At 63.3% G+C, this 16,301-nt stretch carries 15 protein-coding genes; 3 read left to right on the top strand and 12 right to left on the bottom strand.

What is annotated here, in order from left to right; all coding sequences use genetic code 11:
- Positions 1-16 precede the first annotated feature (16 nt).
- The 9 genes from CNX70_RS12645 to CNX70_RS12605 all read right to left on the bottom strand — a co-directional run bounded on the left by CNX70_RS12645 (position 17) and on the right by CNX70_RS12605 (position 8,038).
- Positions 17-1,507, bottom strand: a complete 1,491-nt coding sequence (locus CNX70_RS12645) for a hypothetical protein (RefSeq protein ID WP_208624533.1) — start codon at positions 1,505-1,507, stop codon at positions 17-19.
- 103 nt (positions 1,508-1,610) lie between these two features.
- Positions 1,611-2,957: a DUF3422 family protein gene (locus CNX70_RS12640; protein WP_096234967.1), complete on the bottom strand. Its 1,347-nt coding sequence runs from the start codon at positions 2,955-2,957 to the stop codon at positions 1,611-1,613.
- A gap of 122 nt (positions 2,958-3,079) precedes the next feature.
- Entirely contained in the window at positions 3,080-4,288 is a 1,209-nt protein-coding gene (locus CNX70_RS12635) for a multidrug effflux MFS transporter (RefSeq protein WP_096234966.1), read from the bottom strand.
- Positions 4,285-4,905 carry a CerR family C-terminal domain-containing protein gene (locus CNX70_RS12630; protein ID WP_279629355.1) on the bottom strand — a complete coding sequence of 207 codons (621 nt, stop codon included), beginning with the start codon at positions 4,903-4,905 and terminating at the stop codon, positions 4,285-4,287. Before CNX70_RS12630 ends, CNX70_RS12635 begins: the two co-directional genes overlap by 4 nt.
- Positions 4,906-5,092: 187 nt before the next feature.
- A complete protein-coding gene (locus CNX70_RS12625) occupies positions 5,093-5,563 on the bottom strand; it encodes a copper chaperone PCu(A)C (protein ID WP_208624532.1) in 471 nt (156 codons plus the stop codon).
- Positions 5,564-5,582: 19 nt separating this feature from the next.
- On the bottom strand, positions 5,583-6,179 hold the full coding sequence (locus CNX70_RS12620; RefSeq protein ID WP_167389650.1) for an SCO family protein: 597 nt from the start codon (positions 6,177-6,179) through the stop codon (positions 5,583-5,585).
- Positions 6,180-6,243: 64 nt separating this feature from the next.
- On the bottom strand, positions 6,244-6,630 hold the full coding sequence (locus tag CNX70_RS12615) for a DUF2946 domain-containing protein (protein WP_244199130.1): 387 nt from the start codon (positions 6,628-6,630) through the stop codon (positions 6,244-6,246).
- A 20-nt stretch (positions 6,631-6,650) separates the two neighbouring features.
- The gene (locus tag CNX70_RS12610; RefSeq protein ID WP_096234962.1) at positions 6,651-7,274 is read right to left on the bottom strand and encodes a helix-turn-helix domain-containing protein; all 624 of its coding nucleotides are present in this window, start codon (positions 7,272-7,274) and stop codon (positions 6,651-6,653) included.
- A gap of 62 nt (positions 7,275-7,336) precedes the next feature.
- Positions 7,337-8,038 carry a Crp/Fnr family transcriptional regulator gene (locus CNX70_RS12605; protein ID WP_096234961.1) on the bottom strand — a complete coding sequence of 234 codons (702 nt, stop codon included), beginning with the start codon at positions 8,036-8,038 and terminating at the stop codon, positions 7,337-7,339.
- A gap of 113 nt (positions 8,039-8,151) precedes the next feature.
- On the opposite strand from CNX70_RS12605, the gene CNX70_RS12600 reads away from it, so the two are divergent.
- Positions 8,152-9,786, top strand: coding sequence for an acyl-CoA synthetase (locus CNX70_RS12600; RefSeq protein ID WP_096234960.1), 1,635 nt, complete (start codon positions 8,152-8,154; stop codon positions 9,784-9,786).
- A gap of 13 nt (positions 9,787-9,799) precedes the next feature.
- Here CNX70_RS12600 and CNX70_RS12595 read toward each other — a convergent pair whose 3' ends face one another.
- From CNX70_RS12595 to CNX70_RS12585, 3 genes are all read right to left on the bottom strand, one after another.
- Positions 9,800-11,215, bottom strand: a complete 1,416-nt coding sequence (locus tag CNX70_RS12595; protein WP_096234959.1) for an MFS transporter — start codon at positions 11,213-11,215, stop codon at positions 9,800-9,802.
- Positions 11,216-11,292: 77 nt separating this feature from the next.
- Positions 11,293-12,009, bottom strand: a complete 717-nt coding sequence (locus tag CNX70_RS12590; RefSeq protein WP_096234958.1) for a ribonuclease T2 family protein — start codon at positions 12,007-12,009, stop codon at positions 11,293-11,295.
- 69 nt (positions 12,010-12,078) lie between these two features.
- Positions 12,079-13,179 (bottom strand): branched-chain amino acid aminotransferase, encoded by a 1,101-nt coding sequence (locus CNX70_RS12585; RefSeq protein WP_096234957.1) that lies wholly within the window; start codon positions 13,177-13,179, stop codon positions 12,079-12,081.
- A gap of 196 nt (positions 13,180-13,375) precedes the next feature.
- On the opposite strand from CNX70_RS12585, the gene CNX70_RS12580 reads away from it, so the two are divergent.
- Positions 13,376-15,901, top strand: a complete 2,526-nt coding sequence (locus CNX70_RS12580) for a PepSY domain-containing protein (RefSeq protein WP_096238423.1) — start codon at positions 13,376-13,378, stop codon at positions 15,899-15,901.
- 138 nt (positions 15,902-16,039) lie between these two features.
- Complete coding sequence (locus CNX70_RS28180) at positions 16,040-16,225, top strand: hypothetical protein (RefSeq protein ID WP_099402374.1); 186 nt, start codon at positions 16,040-16,042, stop codon at positions 16,223-16,225.
- Positions 16,226-16,301 lie beyond the last annotated feature (76 nt).

Here is a 16,301-nt window from a genome sequence, read left to right as displayed (position 1 = left end):
TCTAGCTGGTAGAAAACTAAAATTCGCGCAAGCGGTCGAACAAGTCCAGCAAGGCCGCCTCGTCGACGAGTGCCGCCCCCTGCCCGCCCAGTTGCCCACGCAATTGGACCAGCAGCTCGGCCAGCACCGTATAGATTTCCTCGCGCTCAACCGTCTCGATGATGCTCGTCCGCCGCTCGATCTTGTTGAATGCATCGACATAGGCGCTGACCATCGCTTCCAGCGCGGCGGCCGCCGCCGTCGCCGCCATGGAGGCATCGATGCCGCGCGTCACGGCCAGCATGTTCTTGTAGGCCAGCGCCGCCTTTTTCGCATACGTGGGAGAAATATGCTCGCGGCCATCCCAGTCGCGGAACGGGTTGAGCAGATTTTCCGCCAGCCATTCCGGCTTGCGCGCCTTGGTCACCGATAAGTCCAGTCCCAGCGCCGCCGCTTTCTTGTAGCCGGCCTTGATGGCCTTGGCGGCGTCGGCGGGCAAGCTGGTCAGCCACAGGGCCGACAGCTGCGGCAATTGCGCGGCCGATGGAAACTCCTCCGCCGTGTAAGCGAACAGATCACAGGCGGTGAACATCCGCAGCTGGGCCAATTGCGCAAGGCTGGCCATCTGCGACGCCAGCCCCGGCTTGCCCCAGATGCGCAAGGCCGTCAGATGGGGAAAGCGCTGCGCCACTTGCGCCAGATCAACTTCTTTCATGCTGACCAGCGACAGGCCGCCCAGCTGGTCGAGACCACGGAATGACGGCAGCGTCTGCTTGCACTGCAGTGTCAGATGGCGGCCATCGGCGCCATCCTTGATGCGCAGCGCCGGCGATGGCGCGCTGCGCAGCGAGAGAAGACCCAAGCCTTTGTTCAAGACCAGGCTGCTGACGCCATCGGGCTGCAGGATCAGGCGTTCCAGGCCGCTGCCGCTGAAATCGAGCGCAGGCACCGTCGATGACTGCCAGTCCAGCTCATTGATGAAGGGATTGCCCTGGATAAACTCCATCAAGGCTGGCGTGCCGTGGCTGGTCTCGATGGACATCAGGCAAGGCAGCTGCTCCAGTTCGGACAGGTCACCTAGCGCCTGCAAGACGCTGTCATTGATTTTCGTCGCGTCCTGGCGGAAGACGTGGCCGCCGAGCGTCACTTCACGCTCGCGCGACGCGGCCTTGAACTGCTGGCGCCGCAGCGGATCGATGCGCTCCCAGTTCCGCTGGCGCAGCACGCTGTCACCCACGTTCCAGCCGCTGCGGTAGCTATTGACTTCCACATCCACCAGCGGCGCGATATTGCCAACCAGGGTATGGCCAGGCGGCACGTTTGCCGTGGCATAGCAGTGATCGTGGCGATTGTTCCAGAAGAAATAGTCGCACAGCAGCGGCCGCATGGCTTGCACGGCCGCCGCATCGGGCAAGGCGTCGCCGGTCCAGTCCAGCTCCAGCACGGCAGCTAGCGGCCTGGACGATGAAGCATCCTTGATGCGGGTGACCTGGCAAGCCACATACTGCTGCAGCTCGGACGAAAACACGCTGTAAACATCTCCAACATTCGGTAGCACGCAACTTCCTCTCAGAATACCTGACGGTCGAATGTTGAAAGATAGCAAAAATGATGGCGCAGTGTCGTCCTGCTCAGTCCGTGTGCAGCTTGTGGTGCATGCGGCGCAAACCCAGCCACACGGCCGCCGCCACGAAGGGCACCAGCGCGCCGACGAGGATTTCCGGATTCACAGGTAAACCCATCACCTTGGCCGCCTTGCCCGTGTAGCTGAACAGGCCGATCACGTAATACGAGATGGCCGCCACCGACAAGCCTTCCACCGCTTGCTGCAAGCGCAGCTGCTGCGCCGCGCGGGCGTTCATCGATTGCAGAATTTGCCGGTTTTGCAATTCCTGCACGATGCCCACGCGCGTGCGCAGCAAGTCATTCGTGTTGGCAATACGCTGCGCCATCGCTTCCTGGCGGCTGGCCATCGCTTCGCAGGTGTTCATGGCCGGCGTCAAGCGGCGATCCATGAATTCCTCGACCGTGGGAATGCCCTCGATGCGCACTTCGCGCAACTCCTCGATGCGCGCCTTGACCAGACCCATGTAGGCTTTCGAGGCGGAAAAGCGGTAGCTATTGTCGAGCGACAGCTTTTCAATGCGGGCCGCCAGGCGCGTGATACGGTCGAGCAAGGCTTGCTCGGCAACGCCCTCGTCGGTCTTGGCCAGGCCCGGCGCGTCGTCCGTATCGACCATGGCGGCGGCCAGGGTCGCCAGTTCGTTTTCGATGGCGTTCAAGGATGGCGCCGCCTGCATGGCGTAGGGCAAGCCCAGCAAGGCCATCATGCGATAGGTTTCGATTTCCAGCACGCGCTGCACCAAACGGCCCGACTGCTGCGAGCGCATGCCCGCATCGCGGATGACGAAACGGCTGAAGCCATCGGACTGGATCGTAAAATCCGTCCACAATTCACCGCCCTGCAACACCTTGCTGCCAGCCAGGGTATTGCCCTCGAACACACGCGACAAGCCCTGCATGAAGATCTCGGCCGGGGCGAATGCCTGCTCCAGCACCACGTGGGCAGCCACCATCAGCTTGCCCTTCAAACCCGCCAGCCACTGCTGCGGCAACTGTTCCAGGGGCATGCGCTCGAATGCCTGCGCCAAAGGCAAGGCAGCGGCCGGGCGCTCGGCAAAGGTAAACGTGGCAAATTCTGTGTGGCATTCCCATTTCAGGCGGAAGCGGCCAAAGTCGTAATAAAAATACTTGGCTTCGGCGGCGGGCGGCGTGACGCCGAAATGCGTGCACAGGGCCGCCAGAGTGGCATGCTGGGCCGCCATATTCGACGCACCTGGCGCCGCGCTGTCATCCTTGTACACGGCCAGATGGGTGATCAGCTCGGGGGCATCGAGCTGCAAAAACGGCCGCGAGTGGATTTCCGCAGCCAGCGGCACGCGCAAGGCGTGGTTCAAACTGGAGTTAATCAAGTGCATGATAGCCAAAGGTAAAGTTGCAAAACTGCTTAGACCCGCGCGCGTGATGTAGTGCCCGCCGCACGGGTCTGATTGTCACAGTGTAACAAAGCAGAAAGCATGCCACTCCGTTCCAAGGCCGGTCATATTGTTTCAATAACCCCCGTCACGCCCTGCCCCGCCCCTTGCCGGCTGCCCAGCCACCAGAATACGGCGGCCAGCGCCACGGCTGAAGCCTGTCCCAGCGCCAGCTTGAAGGCACTGTCGAACAGCAAGGGTGCGACAAAACCGGACACCAGCGCAAACACCAGCATTTGCACGAAGTTTTGCAGGGAGGCGGCCAGGCCCCGCATCTGCGGGAAAATGTCGAGCGTGGACATGGTCATGCCCGGCAAGGCCAGCGACATGCCGAACGCGTACAGCATCACGGGCACGACGGCAAACGGGATGCTGGCGGCGAACCAGTGGTTGTAAGCAATGTTGAGCGCGCCCGTGGCCGCCATGGCCAGCAAACCCCAGCGCACCAGCACGGTGCTTTTCACCGCATGCGCGAGCTTGCCCGACAGCGCCGAGCCCAGCACCAGGCCCGCCACCATGGGGATGAACATCCAGCCAAACGCTGTTTCCGGCAGGCGCAGCAATTCCAGGATGAAATGCGGGGCCGAGGCGATGTACAGGGCGAAGCCGCCAAAGGCGAAGGCCACGGCCAGCGAACGCAGCAGGAACGCCCGGTGGCGCAAGGCCAGCCAGTAATTGCGCGCGATGTTGCCTGGGTGGAAGGGTTGGCGTTGCTCGACGGCTAAACTTTCCGGCAAGCCTTTCAAGCAGGCGAGCGCCAGCAACACGGTGACGGAAAAGGTGAACACGAACGTCGATTGCCAGCCGTAGGCCACGTGCAGCCAGCCGCCGATGATGGGGGCGATGGCCGGTGCGATGCCGAATACCATCATGATGTTGGCCAGCATCTTTTGCGCGGCCGCGCCCGACAGGGTGTCGCGCACGATGGCTTGCCCGATGACCCTGCCCGCTCCCGCCGAGGCGCCCTGCATGCCGCGGAAGAACAGCAGCCAGCCAAAGCTCGGGGCAAAGGCGGCACCGATGGAGCCGACGGCAAAGATCAGCAGGGATGCCAGGATCACGGGACGGCGGCCAAACGAGTCGGACAAGGTGCCGTAGAACAAGGTCATGAAGGCATAGGCGGCCAGGTAGACGCTCAGGGTTTGCTGCACCAGCACGCTGCTGACGTCGAAATGCGTGCCGATCGCGGGAAACGATGGCAAGAAGGTATCGGTGGCGAAAGGGCCCAGCATGGCCAAGCCGGCCAGCACCAGGGTCAGCTTGCGCGCCTTCATGCACCCACCTGCGCAGCATACTGGCGGCGCAAGCCATCGAGGGCCGCCAGCGAGAATTGCGACACATGGCGCGCAATGCTGGCGATGCCCGCCTCGTCATACGTGAGTTCCGGCGCCACCAGTTCATGCACGATGCGCGAACGGGCATAGAACACGGCCTGGCCGATCACGCTGAACACGCATTTCTGCACCACCTCAATCGGCATGGCCGGCCCCACCACGCCACGGATCAAGCCCGTAAACAAGGCATGCTGCGGACGCACATTGCGCTCGGCCAGCTTGTGGATGGCGGCCGTCGGCTCGATCAGTTCGCGCGCCACCAGGCGGCTGAACAGCGATGCGTGCCCCGAGCGCAGCATATCGGACACGAGCGCCTCGATGGCCAGGCGCAACTGTTCCACAGGCGGCAGCTGCGCCCGCGCACTGGCGGCAGCCACGTCGGCGGCCGAGGCCCGCGCCAATTCGCGCGCATGGTCGAAGGCAGCCAGGTGCAGCTCTTCCTTGCTATGAAAATAGTAATTGACCATCGCCACGTTGACCCTGGCCGCCTCGCATATCTTGCGCACGGAGGCGGCCTTGTAGCCCTCGCCGGCAAACAGGTCCGCCGCCGCCTGCAGGATGCGCGCGCGCCGGTTCGCTCTCTTTCTCGTTTTCTTTCTCGTTTTCCGTGTCTTCTATCATGCCATTCCCATCATTTAAACAACCGTTTAATACTTTTCGCCATTCTATCAAACAGCTGTTTAATTTTCAAATGGCCGTAAAAAAGCCCGGCGAGCCGGGCTTTTCAAGGACGTAGCGGGAAGCTTAGTGCTTCATCGCCGGCATCGGCGCCGAGGTGGCGCCCAGCGGACGGGCCACGGCGGTCACTTCGATGGTTTCGCGGTGCTTGTCCTCGCCTTCGAGCACCAGGGTCAGCGGGATCTTGTCGCCCGCCTTCACCTGCCCTTTGAGGTCCAGCAGCATCACGTGGTAGCCGCCCGGCTTCAGTTCCACGGCTTTGCCGGTTGGCAAGGCAAGTTCCTTGATCTGGCGCATGCGCATCATGTTGTCTGTCATGCTCATTTCATGGATTTCCGCCACGCCGGCCACGGGCGAGCGCACTTCCAGCAAGCGCATGGCTTTCGGCGCCGTGATCTGCATGAAGGCGCCCGTGGCTTTTTGCTGCGGCACGGTGGCGCGTACCCACGGGTCGGTAATCTGCACGGAAGTCTGGGCAGCGGCGGAAAAGGACAGTACGGTCAGGGCCGTGGCCAGCAGGGTTTTCAAATGGGTCATGATCATTTCCTCGGTATGGTTATAAGGTGTATTTCGATTTCATCAGGGTCTTGATGTCTTGCACGCACTCGTCGCCCGTCAACTGGTGCTTCAAGCCCAGGCGCATGCGCCCTTCCGTATCGAGCACATAGCTGATGGCCGTGTGGTCCATCGTGTACGAGCTGCCGCTGGGCACGCGGCGGTAGAAGACCTTGTAATTGAAGGCCGTCTGCGCCGTCGCCTGCGGGTCTGTGCGCAAGCCCAGGAAACTGGGGTCGAAGGCGCGCATGTACTCGCCCAGCAACGCGGGCGTGTCGCGTTCGGGATCGATGCTGATGAAGATCACTTGCAGTTTATCCCCATCGGCGCCCAGTTTCTGGCGGATTTCCAGCGCGCGCGACAGCGCCGTCGGACACACGTCCGGGCATTGCGTAAAACCAAAGAAGACCATCACATACTTGCCCTTGAAATCGGCCAGGGTGTAGACCTTGCCGTCGGGGCCGCTCAATTTGAAGTCGGGCTTGTAATCGCCTCCCGTCAAATCCAGGCCGTTGTAATGGGGTTTCCGTGCTTGTTCGCAAGCGGCAAGCGTAAGCAATCCCGCCGTGCCGGCGAGAAGGAAAAGACGACGTTTCATGGTAATTCCAGCCCGATGGGCGTAGTTGAGACAAATTAGGACGTAGAAGGCGTGACTGCTGGGTTCAGGCAGCCAAAGGCGGGCCGCGCGGGCTGGCGCCCAGCCACGCAAACTGGGGCTGCGGCGCCTGGTAAAACAATGGCGGATAGTGGTCGTGGCCCGCGATGACGGCCAGCGGCGAGGATGACGATGGCGGCAAGGCCACGCTGCCCGCATGGCTCATGCAGAACGGGCAATGCTCGATGTGGTGCAGTACGGAATCGGTAGTGGATTTGGCGGCCGGCGCCAGGTCCGCTTGCGTATAGACGGCGCCGCTGGCCGAGCAGATCTCGACGGCAGCCCCATTCGCATTCGCCTGCAGCGAGGCAAACGCATACGACAGGGACGGCGACAGCGCATTGAGCAGTATCGCCAGGCAGGCGATCCACATATGCCACTGTTTGCGCTTCAATAAAGATCCCATGGCCCCGATTATAGCGGAGTATGGCTTTCGCGTTGCGCAAGCGCACCCGCCTGGCCCCGCAGGAACAGGCTGGGGCGCACGCCCGCCACGTCCACGCAGGCGTCGCAAAACGCAGGGATCGAGGCGAAACCGGAGCCGGCCGCCACTTGTGCCAGGTCGCGCTCGCCGCCTTCGCCATCGGCGCCCACTTGCGCCGCCGTGTGCAGCGCATGCGCCAAACGCTGCTCGCGCACCAGGCTGAGCAATGCCTCGCCCTCGGCAAACAGGCGCGCGCGGGCCTTGTGCGGCGTCACTTGCCACAGGGCCGCCAGGCGCGCCGCCGTCCATTTGCCTTGCGGCGTATCAAAGATGTGTTGCGCCAGCGCCTGGCTCCAGCGCTTGCCGCCGCCATGGCCACCGTCCGGCGCGTCGTCTTCCAGCGCCAGGGTGAAGACGGCCGGCTTGCCCCGCCCCGGCATCACGTCGCAGGCGAAGCGCAAAAAAGCGGGCACGACAAAACTGTCGCCGCTGCCCAGTTTTTTGGTGGTGATTTCATTATGCAAGGTGACAAAACCCTGGCGCACGGTGACGCGCAGCCGGAGCGGAAAGCGCAAGCCCAGCAAGTGCAAGGGATGATCGGAAACGAGGGCCATGCGTCAGGTCAAGGTGGTGAACGAGCCGCCAGCATGCCACACATCGCGCAAGCAGTCTGTCATCACAGCGACGCCACGCCATAGCGGCGCAAGCCATCGAGGTCGACCACGCGAATCGATTGGTAGGCGATGCTGATCAGTTTCAGTTCGGCCAGGCGGCCCAGGGCCAGGTTCACCCGTTGGCGCGAAATGCCGGTCAGCAAGCCAATTTCTTCCTGCGACAGCTCAAGCACGCTGGAGGTGCGCGGATATAGCATGGGATGGAACAGCTGCGCGATCGCTTGCGCCACTTGCGCGTCGACAGCCAGCAGGCGCTGGTTCTGGATGGTGGCGATGAATTGCCCCATGCGTTCGTTCAGCTGGCGGATGACGAAGGCGTTAAAGGAAAGGCTCTCGGCCAGCAGCAGATGAAACAGGTCCACCGGCACCAGGATGATGTCCGCGGCGCGCACGGCCACCACGTCGTAGCGGCGCAATTCGCGCTTGAGCACGCTGCCCTCGCCGCACCAGCCACCGGCCGGCACGCCGGAAAACGTGGCGCCGCGCCCATCGGCGTTGTAGACGGCCAGCTTGATCAAGCCCGTGTGCACGCCGATCCAGTGCGCCGACGGTTCGCCGCGCCGCGTGATGAAGGCGCCCGCCTCGTAATGCCGGAGCACGCTGCCGGCGCGCAACAAGGTTTGATGCCGCGCATCGAGGGCCGTGAACCAGTCATGGCTATCGAGTTCGGGCGCGGCACGCTCTACACTATCATTGCTATTCATTCCATCCTTCAGTTGTCACTAAGATGACAGTGATTTTCCAGCACCGGTGCTATGCTAACCGGTATCAATCCCGAAACAGGGAGCTACAGAATTTTATTTACCAGGAGACAAGCATGACACCTGATTTTAATACCGGCCTCCACAAAAACAGCGCCAACTACGCCGCCCTCACCCCACTCGACTATATCTCCAGGGCAGCGGCAGTATATGGCAATCGCCTGGCAATTGCACATGGCGCCGTGCGGCAGACCTGGCGCGAAACCTATGCGCGCACGCGCCGCCTGGCCTCCGGCCTCATCAAGCTGGGCGTGGGCACGGGCGACACGGTAGCCGTGATGCTGCCGAACACACCCGCCATGGTGGAAGCGAGTTTTGGCGTACCCATGGCCGGCGCCGTCCTCAACGCCCTGAATATCCGCCTCGACCTGGCGGCGCTGACCTTCATGCTGCGCCATGGCCACGCAAAAGTATTGCTGGCCGACACGGAATTTGCCGAGTTGGCGCGCCAGATGGCGGCGCAGATTCCCGGTCTGCGCGTGATCCAGGTCAACGACGTGCTGGGACCGGAAGTGGAGGCTTTTTCCGACCTCGACTACGAAAGCTTGCTGGCCAGCGGCGACCCCGACTATGACTGGCAGCCGCCTGCCGACGAGTGGGATGCCATCGCCCTCAATTACACGTCCGGCACCACGGGCGACCCGAAAGGCGTGGTCTACCACCACCGGGGCGCGGCCCTGAATGCCCTGTCGAACATATTAGAGTGGGACATGCCCAAGCATGCCGTGTATTTATGGACATTGCCGATGTTCCACTGCAATGGCTGGTGCTTCCCGTGGACCATCGCCGCGCGCGCCGGCGTCAACGTGTGCCTGCGCAAGTTCGATCCGAAACTGGTGTTCGACCTGATGCGCGAATTGCGCATCACCCACTATTGCGCGGCACCCATCGTGCATGCGGCCCTGGCCAACGCACCTGCCAACTGGCGCGAGGGAATCGACTGGACCGTGCGCGGCATGGTAGCCGGCGCGCCGCCTCCAGCGGCCATGGTAGCGAAGATCGAAGCCATGGGCTTTGACTTGATCCACTCGTATGGCTTGACGGAAGTGTACGGCCCGGCCGCCATCTGCGCCGAGCAGGATGAGTGGGCGGCCTTGAGCCAGGAAGAACGCGCCGTACTCAAATCGCGCCAGGGCGTGCGCTACCACTTGCAAAGCGCTGTCGCCGTGATCGACCCGGAAACCATGCAGCACGTGGCGGCCGATGGCGAACAGATCGGCGAGATCATGTTTCGCGGCAACATCTGCATGAAGGGTTACCTGAAGAATGAAAGGGCGACGCAGGAAGCCTTCGCCGGTGGCTGGTTCCACACGGGCGACCTCGGTGTCATGTATCCGGACGGCTATATCAAGCTGAAGGACCGCAGCAAGGACATCATCATTTCCGGTGGCGAGAATATTTCCAGCGTGGAAGTGGAAGATGCGCTGTACCACCACCCGCAAGTGCTGGCCGCCGCCGTCATCGCCCAGCCGGACGAGAAATGGGGCGAGACGCCATGCGCCTTCGTCGAACTGCGCGAAGGGGCCAGCGTGACGGAAGCGGAATTGATCGCCTTCTGCAAGAACAACCTGGCCGGCTTCAAGGTGCCGAAAGCCATTTATTTTGGCCCCCTGCCCCGCACGTCGACGGGCAAGATTCAGAAGTTCGAATTGCGCAAGCGCATGCAGTCGGACAAGGCCATCGACGTCTGAGCGTCGGGATTGATCAGTCGCGCTTGCCGGCCTGCCACGCCGGCTGCGCCACCACCAGGCGCGCAAAGCTGGCGATGCTGGCCACGGCGGCAAATCCTGCCGCCAGGCACAGCGCATACGTCGTGCCCCGGCTGACGGAAACCGTGAAGCAGTAGGCGACCAGCGCGGCGCCCGTCGCCTGGCCGATCAGGCGCGAGGTGGCCACCACACCGCTGGCGCCGCCGGCCCGCTCAGGCGGCGCGCTGCCCATGATGGCTTTCAGATTGGGCGCCTGGAAAAAGCCGAAACCGATGCCGCACAAGGCCATGCGCCAGCCGATGTCGAAGGCGCTGGGGTGGGCCGGTATCCAGATCAAGGTCAGCAAGCCGCCGGCCAGCGCCGCCAGGCCGATGCCACCCAGCACGCCCGGCGAATAACGATCGCTCAAACGCCCGGCCACGGGCGCCATCACGGCCACCAGCGCGGCCCACGGCGTCATCAAAAATCCCGTTTCGACGGGCGAACGGCCCAGGGTCACTTCAAAATAGAATGGCAGCGAGACGAACGCCAGTCCCTGCGCGGCAAACGTGCAGATGGCCGTCAGCGACGACAGCAGGAATAATGGACGGCGGAACAGGTCGATCGGCAGCATCGGCGCCGCATGTCCCGCCTGGCGGCGCAGCAGCAAGACAAAGAACACGGCCACGGCCACCAGTTCCGCCAGCAGGACGGCGCTGGACGCGTGATGGGCAGCGTCGCCGAACAGCAAAATGAGCAAGCCGAAGGCGCCCACGTTGTACAGCGCCGTGCGCGCATCCAGGGTGTGGCCCGAGAGTCTGGTGGCCGGCAGCATGCGGCTGGCGAGGAAAAAGCCCGCCACGCCCAGCGGCACATTGATGGCGAACAGCCACGGCCACGAGGCCGTCGCCAGGATCAGCGAGGCGGCCGTGGGGCCGATGGCGAACGCGACGGCCACCACCAGCGCATTGTTGCCGAAGGCGCGTCCCAGCAAATGTTTCGGATACAGGGCGCGCAGCAGCGCCGTATTGACGCTCATCATGGCGCTGGCGCCGACGCCTTGGAACAGCCTTGCTACCACCAGCGACGGCAGGGACCAGGCCAGTGCACAGGCGAGCGACGCCAGGGTAAATAACAGCATGCCGGAGATAAATACGCGCCGGTAGCCGGCGATTTCACCGAGGGCGGAAAACGGCAGCAGGGTCGCCACCATGGCCAGCTGGTACACGTTGACGATCCAGACGGAAGCGGCCGGCGTCGTGTACAGCTCGCTGGCGATGGCCGGCAAGGCCGTGTTGGCGATCGCCGTATCGAGCGAGGCCATGCCCACGCCGATGGCCAGCGCCAGCATGGCCCATAAACGGGCGCCGGGCGGCAAGCCGTCCTCGCCCACCATGACTGGTTGCGTTTGCCGCTGCATAGACTGCTGCATAAATACACTACCTGTTCATCTTGCTGATCCGGGCAATACACTAGCATGTATGCAAAAAACCTGCAGAGCAGGCAAGCTTACTTCTGGCAGTCAATGACCTTGAAATCCTTCGAGTAGCAGATGCGCAGCTCGCCCGAGTGCTTTTCATAGCCGAGCCAGCGGCCCTTCAACTGCGGGTTGTGCTGCTTCATCCACTGGAACAGTTCGTTTTTCGGCATGCTGGAGTCCGGTAATTTCAAGGCCTGGAACAGCTCGCGCTCCTTCTCGAAATACTGCTTGGCCGTATCGAAATCGCAGGCGCCATGCTTTTCCCATTCTCCCTGCAGCAAGGCTTCACCGGGCTGCATGCACATATAAGGCAGGATCTCCGACGGCGCCAGCTTGGGCAAGTTGCCCTTGCAATAGCGCGGATGCATGTCCGTCTTGCGCGGCGGCGTCACGGAAATGTCTTCGCACGTGGCGGGGTTGCTCGACTGCGCCCACAGGCCATGCACGATCCAGCCGAACTGATTGCTCTCGGCACACTGGAAGGCGGCCTTCTTCGACACTGCGCCGCGGCGGCGCTGGCTGTCGCAAAATCCTGGCGACCACGACAGCGCCAGCATGAAGTAATCGGTGGGCACGTTGGTGCTTTGCTTGTAGCAGGTGTTTTTCTCGTCCGACGGCTTGACGTCGTAATCGACATAACTGACGTTGCGCGGAATGGCGCACGTGGCGTCGGCCGCGTGGACGGCGCCAGCGGACAAGCTGAGGAAAACGGCGGCCAGCGCGGGCACAACAGTTCGAAATTGCATCAAGTTTCCTTTTCAGAATATAAAACGCCGGCAACTGCGTGCCGGCGCGGTATCAATCAAGCAAGTTGATCAGCAAACCTTGTGCATCCAGCCGTGGGTATCCGGTGCCGTGCCATGCTGCAAGCCCAGCAGCGCTTCGCGCAGGGCCAGGGTGACGGCGCCGTTTTCGTTGTTGTTGATGGTCATTTCAAAGCTGTTGGCCTTGGCCACGCCGACCGGCGTGATGACGGCGGCCGTGCCGCAGGCGAACACTTCCGTCATGCGGCCCGAGGCGATGTCGTCGCGCCATTGCTGGACCGACAATTTACGCTCTTGCGTCGCATAGCCGAGGTCTTTCGCCATTTCCAGCAGGCTGCGGCGGGTGATGCCTGGCAATAAAGTGCCCGTCAGTTCCGGCGTCACGACCGTGATTTTCTCGCCATCCTTGTAGACGAAGAAGAGATTCATTCCGCCCATTTCCTCGATGTACTCGCGGTGCACGGCATCGAGCCACACGACCTGGTCGCAGCCCTTTTCCTGTGCCTGCGACTGGGCCATCAGGCTGGCCGCGTAGTTGCCCGCGCACTTGGCTTCACCCGTGCCACCGGGCGCGGCGCGCACGAAGTCTTCGCTGATCCATACGGTGACGGGTTTCACGCCTTGCGGGAAATAGGCGCCGGCCGGCGAGGCAAACAGCACGAACAGGTATTCTTCCGATGGACGCACGCCCAGGTAAGGATCGGTGGCGATCATCAGCGGACGCATGTACAGGCTCTCGCCCGTGTTCTTCGGCACCCAGTTGCGGTCTTGCGCAATCAGCGCATCGCCCGCTTGCAGGAACAGCTCGACAGGAATGGCCGGCATGGCCAGGCGCGCGGCGCTGCGGTTGAAGCGCTCGGCATTTTGTTCTGGACGGAAAGTCTTGATGCTGCCATCAGGCTGGGCAAACGCTTTATAGCCTTCGAAGATGGCCTGGCCATAGTGCAGGGAAGAAGCGGACGGGTCCAGCGTCAAAGGGCCATAGGCCTTCAGTTCGCCCTGCTGCCACTTGCCGTCACGGTAAGGAATCACCACCATGTGGTCCGTGAAGATGCGGCCGAAGGCGGGATTGACCATGCGCGCGGCGCGCTCGGCGTCGGACAAGGGGTGGGCGGACGGGGTGACGACGAGATTCGGTGTGGAAGTGGTCATGGCGGCAATGGGAACTAGTGAAGAGTATCCCTATTGTAGCGCCTATGGCACCCAATCAGGCAAACGAGGATAGCCCCCGCCCCGCGAAAACAGGGCGACATCATTTGCGAATGATTCTCGTTTTCGTTAAAATGTCAGCCTTCTCTTCCCCGCCATGCCTGACGCCCTGCATGGCGGCGCTATCGAAAGCCGCTTCATGACGACCTCCTCCCTGCCACACCCCCTGCCGCGCGCCAGCGCCGACGATGCGCTGCAGACTCGCCAGCAGCGCCAGCTTGCCGCCCCACAACAACGGCGCTGGCACTGGAGCTGGAAGCAGGTCTGGTTTCAATTGCACTGGTTCATCGGCATCACGGCCGGCACGGTGCTGGTGATCATCGGCCTGAGCGGCGCCACCCTGGCCTTCAAGGATGAATTGCTCGATGTCATGAACCCCGGCGTGCGCCATGTGCCCGTGGAAACACGCGCGCCCCTGACGCCGGCCCAGCTGAGCAACATTGCCGCCGCCGAACACGGCCAGCGCGTGGCCTCCGTCACCATGTATGCGCAGGCGGGCGCGGCGCCACGCCTGTTCTTTGCACCCAAGAACGGCCAGCGGCGCGGCGAGTCCGTTTATATGCATCCGTACACGGGTGCGACCCAGCCGGCGCTAACGGGCGCGGAATTTTTCGAATGGACGGAGTCCCTGCACCGCTGGCTGCTGCTGCCGCGCGATCCGGGCCGGCAAGTAGCGGGCGCGCTGGCCCTGTGCCTGCTGGGCCTGGCACTCTCCGGCCTGTACCTGCGCTGGCCCCGCCGTCCGCTGGACTGGCGCACCTGGCTGACCTTCGATCCTGCATTAAAAGGCCGCTCGTTTTTGTGGAATTTACACGCCGTGGCCGGCACATGGTGCCTGGTCGTCTACGTGGCGCTGACCCTGACGGGCATTTACTGGAGCTATGACGTGGTGCGCGACAATATCGATGCCTGGGCCGGCAAGCCCCCAAGGATGGCACAGGCGCCCATGAAAAAGGGGACGGGCAAGGAGAAGGAGGCGCCGGCCGTCGACATCGGCCTGGCCTGGAGCAGCTTCCAGCAACACGCCCCCGGCTGGACCCTGGCCAGCGTGCGCCTGCCCGTGCGCGCCGGCGAAGCCGTGCAATTCACGTGGCTGGCCAGCGACGCGCCGCACGAGCGGGCGCGCAGCCGCATGAGCATTGCCCCGGCCGACGGCAGGCTCACGGAAAACGCGCCGTACAGCCAGCAGGCGCTGGGCGCACGCCTCGTCAACATCATTTATCCACTGCACATGGGCACGTATTTCGGCTTGCCGGGCCGCATCATCGTCACCCTGGCCAGCCTGGGTCTGCCCCTGTTCGCCATCACGGGCTGGATGTTGTACCTGGGCCGCCGCAAGGCTAAGCGCGCTGTGCAGGCGCAGCGGGCTCTGCTGGCTGGCATTCCGGGCAAGCAAGATATTGGCTTGCCCACCCTGGTGGCCTACGCCAGCCAGTCGGGCCAGGCCGAGCGCCTGGCGCTGGAAAGCGCGCGCGCCCTGCAGCAGGCGGGGGTGGCCGTCGATGTGCAGTCGCTGGAGCGCTTTGATCCCGCGCAATTGCGCCAGTACGAGCGGGCCCTGGTCGTCGCCAGCACCTTTGGCGAAGGCGAAGCACCGGACGGCACGCGCCGCTTTGCGCGCCTGCTGCAGCAAACAGCGGGCACGCCGCTGGCCGGCCTGGCAGTGGGCATGCTGGCCCTGGGCGACCGCCACTACAGCGACTTCTGCGGCTTCGGCCATGCGCTGGAGCGGCAATTGCGCGCGCTGGGCGCCACGCCTTTGTTCCCCCTGATCGAAGTCGACAAGCACGACCCCGCCGCCCTGGCCGACTGGTCGCAAGCGCTGGCCCGTTGCAGCGGCAGCGCCATCGACGCCATCGGCGTACAGGAACAGGCATCGTACGAAGCCTGGCGTTTGCTGCGCCGCGTGCTGCTCAACCCTGGCAGCCTGGGCGGCGAACTGCATGAAATCACCTTGACGGGTCCGGCCGGCGCCACCTGGGAAGCGGGCGCGCTGGCGGAAATCATCGGATGCAACGCGGACGGCAGCGAGGGTGATGCGCAGGGTGCCCAGCATGCGCCGCGCAGCTACTCGCTCGCTTCGCTGCCATCGGATGGCGAACTGCAATTGCTGGTGCGCCAGGAACGCCATGCGGGCAGCGCAAACGAGGGGTACGGCATCTGTTCCGGCTGGCTCACGCGCTTCGCCTCGCCGGGCGCCACCATCCGCCTGCGCCTGCAAGCAAATCCCGCCTTCGCCCCTGCCCTGGTCGACGTGCCCTGCATTTATATCGGCAACGGCTCCGGCCTGGCGGGCCTGCGTGCGCACCTGCGCGCACGCCAACGGGCGGGACTGGCACGCAACTGGCTGCTGTTCGGCGAGCGGCAGCAAGCTTTTGACAGTGTCTGCGGCGAAGAGTTGCAAAGCTGGCTGGACGCTTGCCACCTGGCGCGCGTGGACCGTGTCTTTTCGCGCGATGGTGAAACGCGACAATACGTGCAGGACCGCCTGCGTGACCATGCCGACGAACTGCGCGACTGGCTGGCGCAAGGCGCCATCGTCTACGTGTGCGGCAGCCTGCAAGGCATGGCGGCAGGAATCGATGCTGTGCTGCAAGAAGTGCTGGGCCAGGAAGGCCTCGACGCCCTGCTGGCAGCGGGACGCTACCGCCGCGACGTGTATTGATCTGCCTCAACACATTGCCAGCACCGCCCGGCTATGTGGGCGGGCGCACAGTCAGCGCCAGCCATAGGACTAGAGTGGGGGACATCGCGGCATGGGGACAAACCCGCGCCGCGCCACTCACTATCTGCGAGGCACCCCATGAAAAACCCCTGGATGAGCATGTACCTGAGCGCGGCCAACCGTATCGCCAACACGGCGCGCGGTCACGCCACGGCCGCCGTCAAGCGCGAAGCGGCGAAAAATACGCGGCAGTTGACGCAAGTGTGGTTCGATTCCTTTCTGCCGCCAACTGGCAAGCCACGGCGCAGCCGCAAGGCCAAATAAGTCCCTGGCAACAGGCGAACTGGTGCGGTGCATCACAGCAATTAGTTGAAGTTTCAATCAGATGAACTAAACTGCA

The sequence above is a fragment of the Janthinobacterium svalbardense genome (genome assembly GCF_002327145.1).
GTDB lineage: Bacteria > Pseudomonadota > Gammaproteobacteria > Burkholderiales > Burkholderiaceae_D > Janthinobacterium > Janthinobacterium tructae.
Note: the sequence above shows the minus strand (reverse complement) of the source record. Positions and strands in the feature narration are given on the sequence as shown.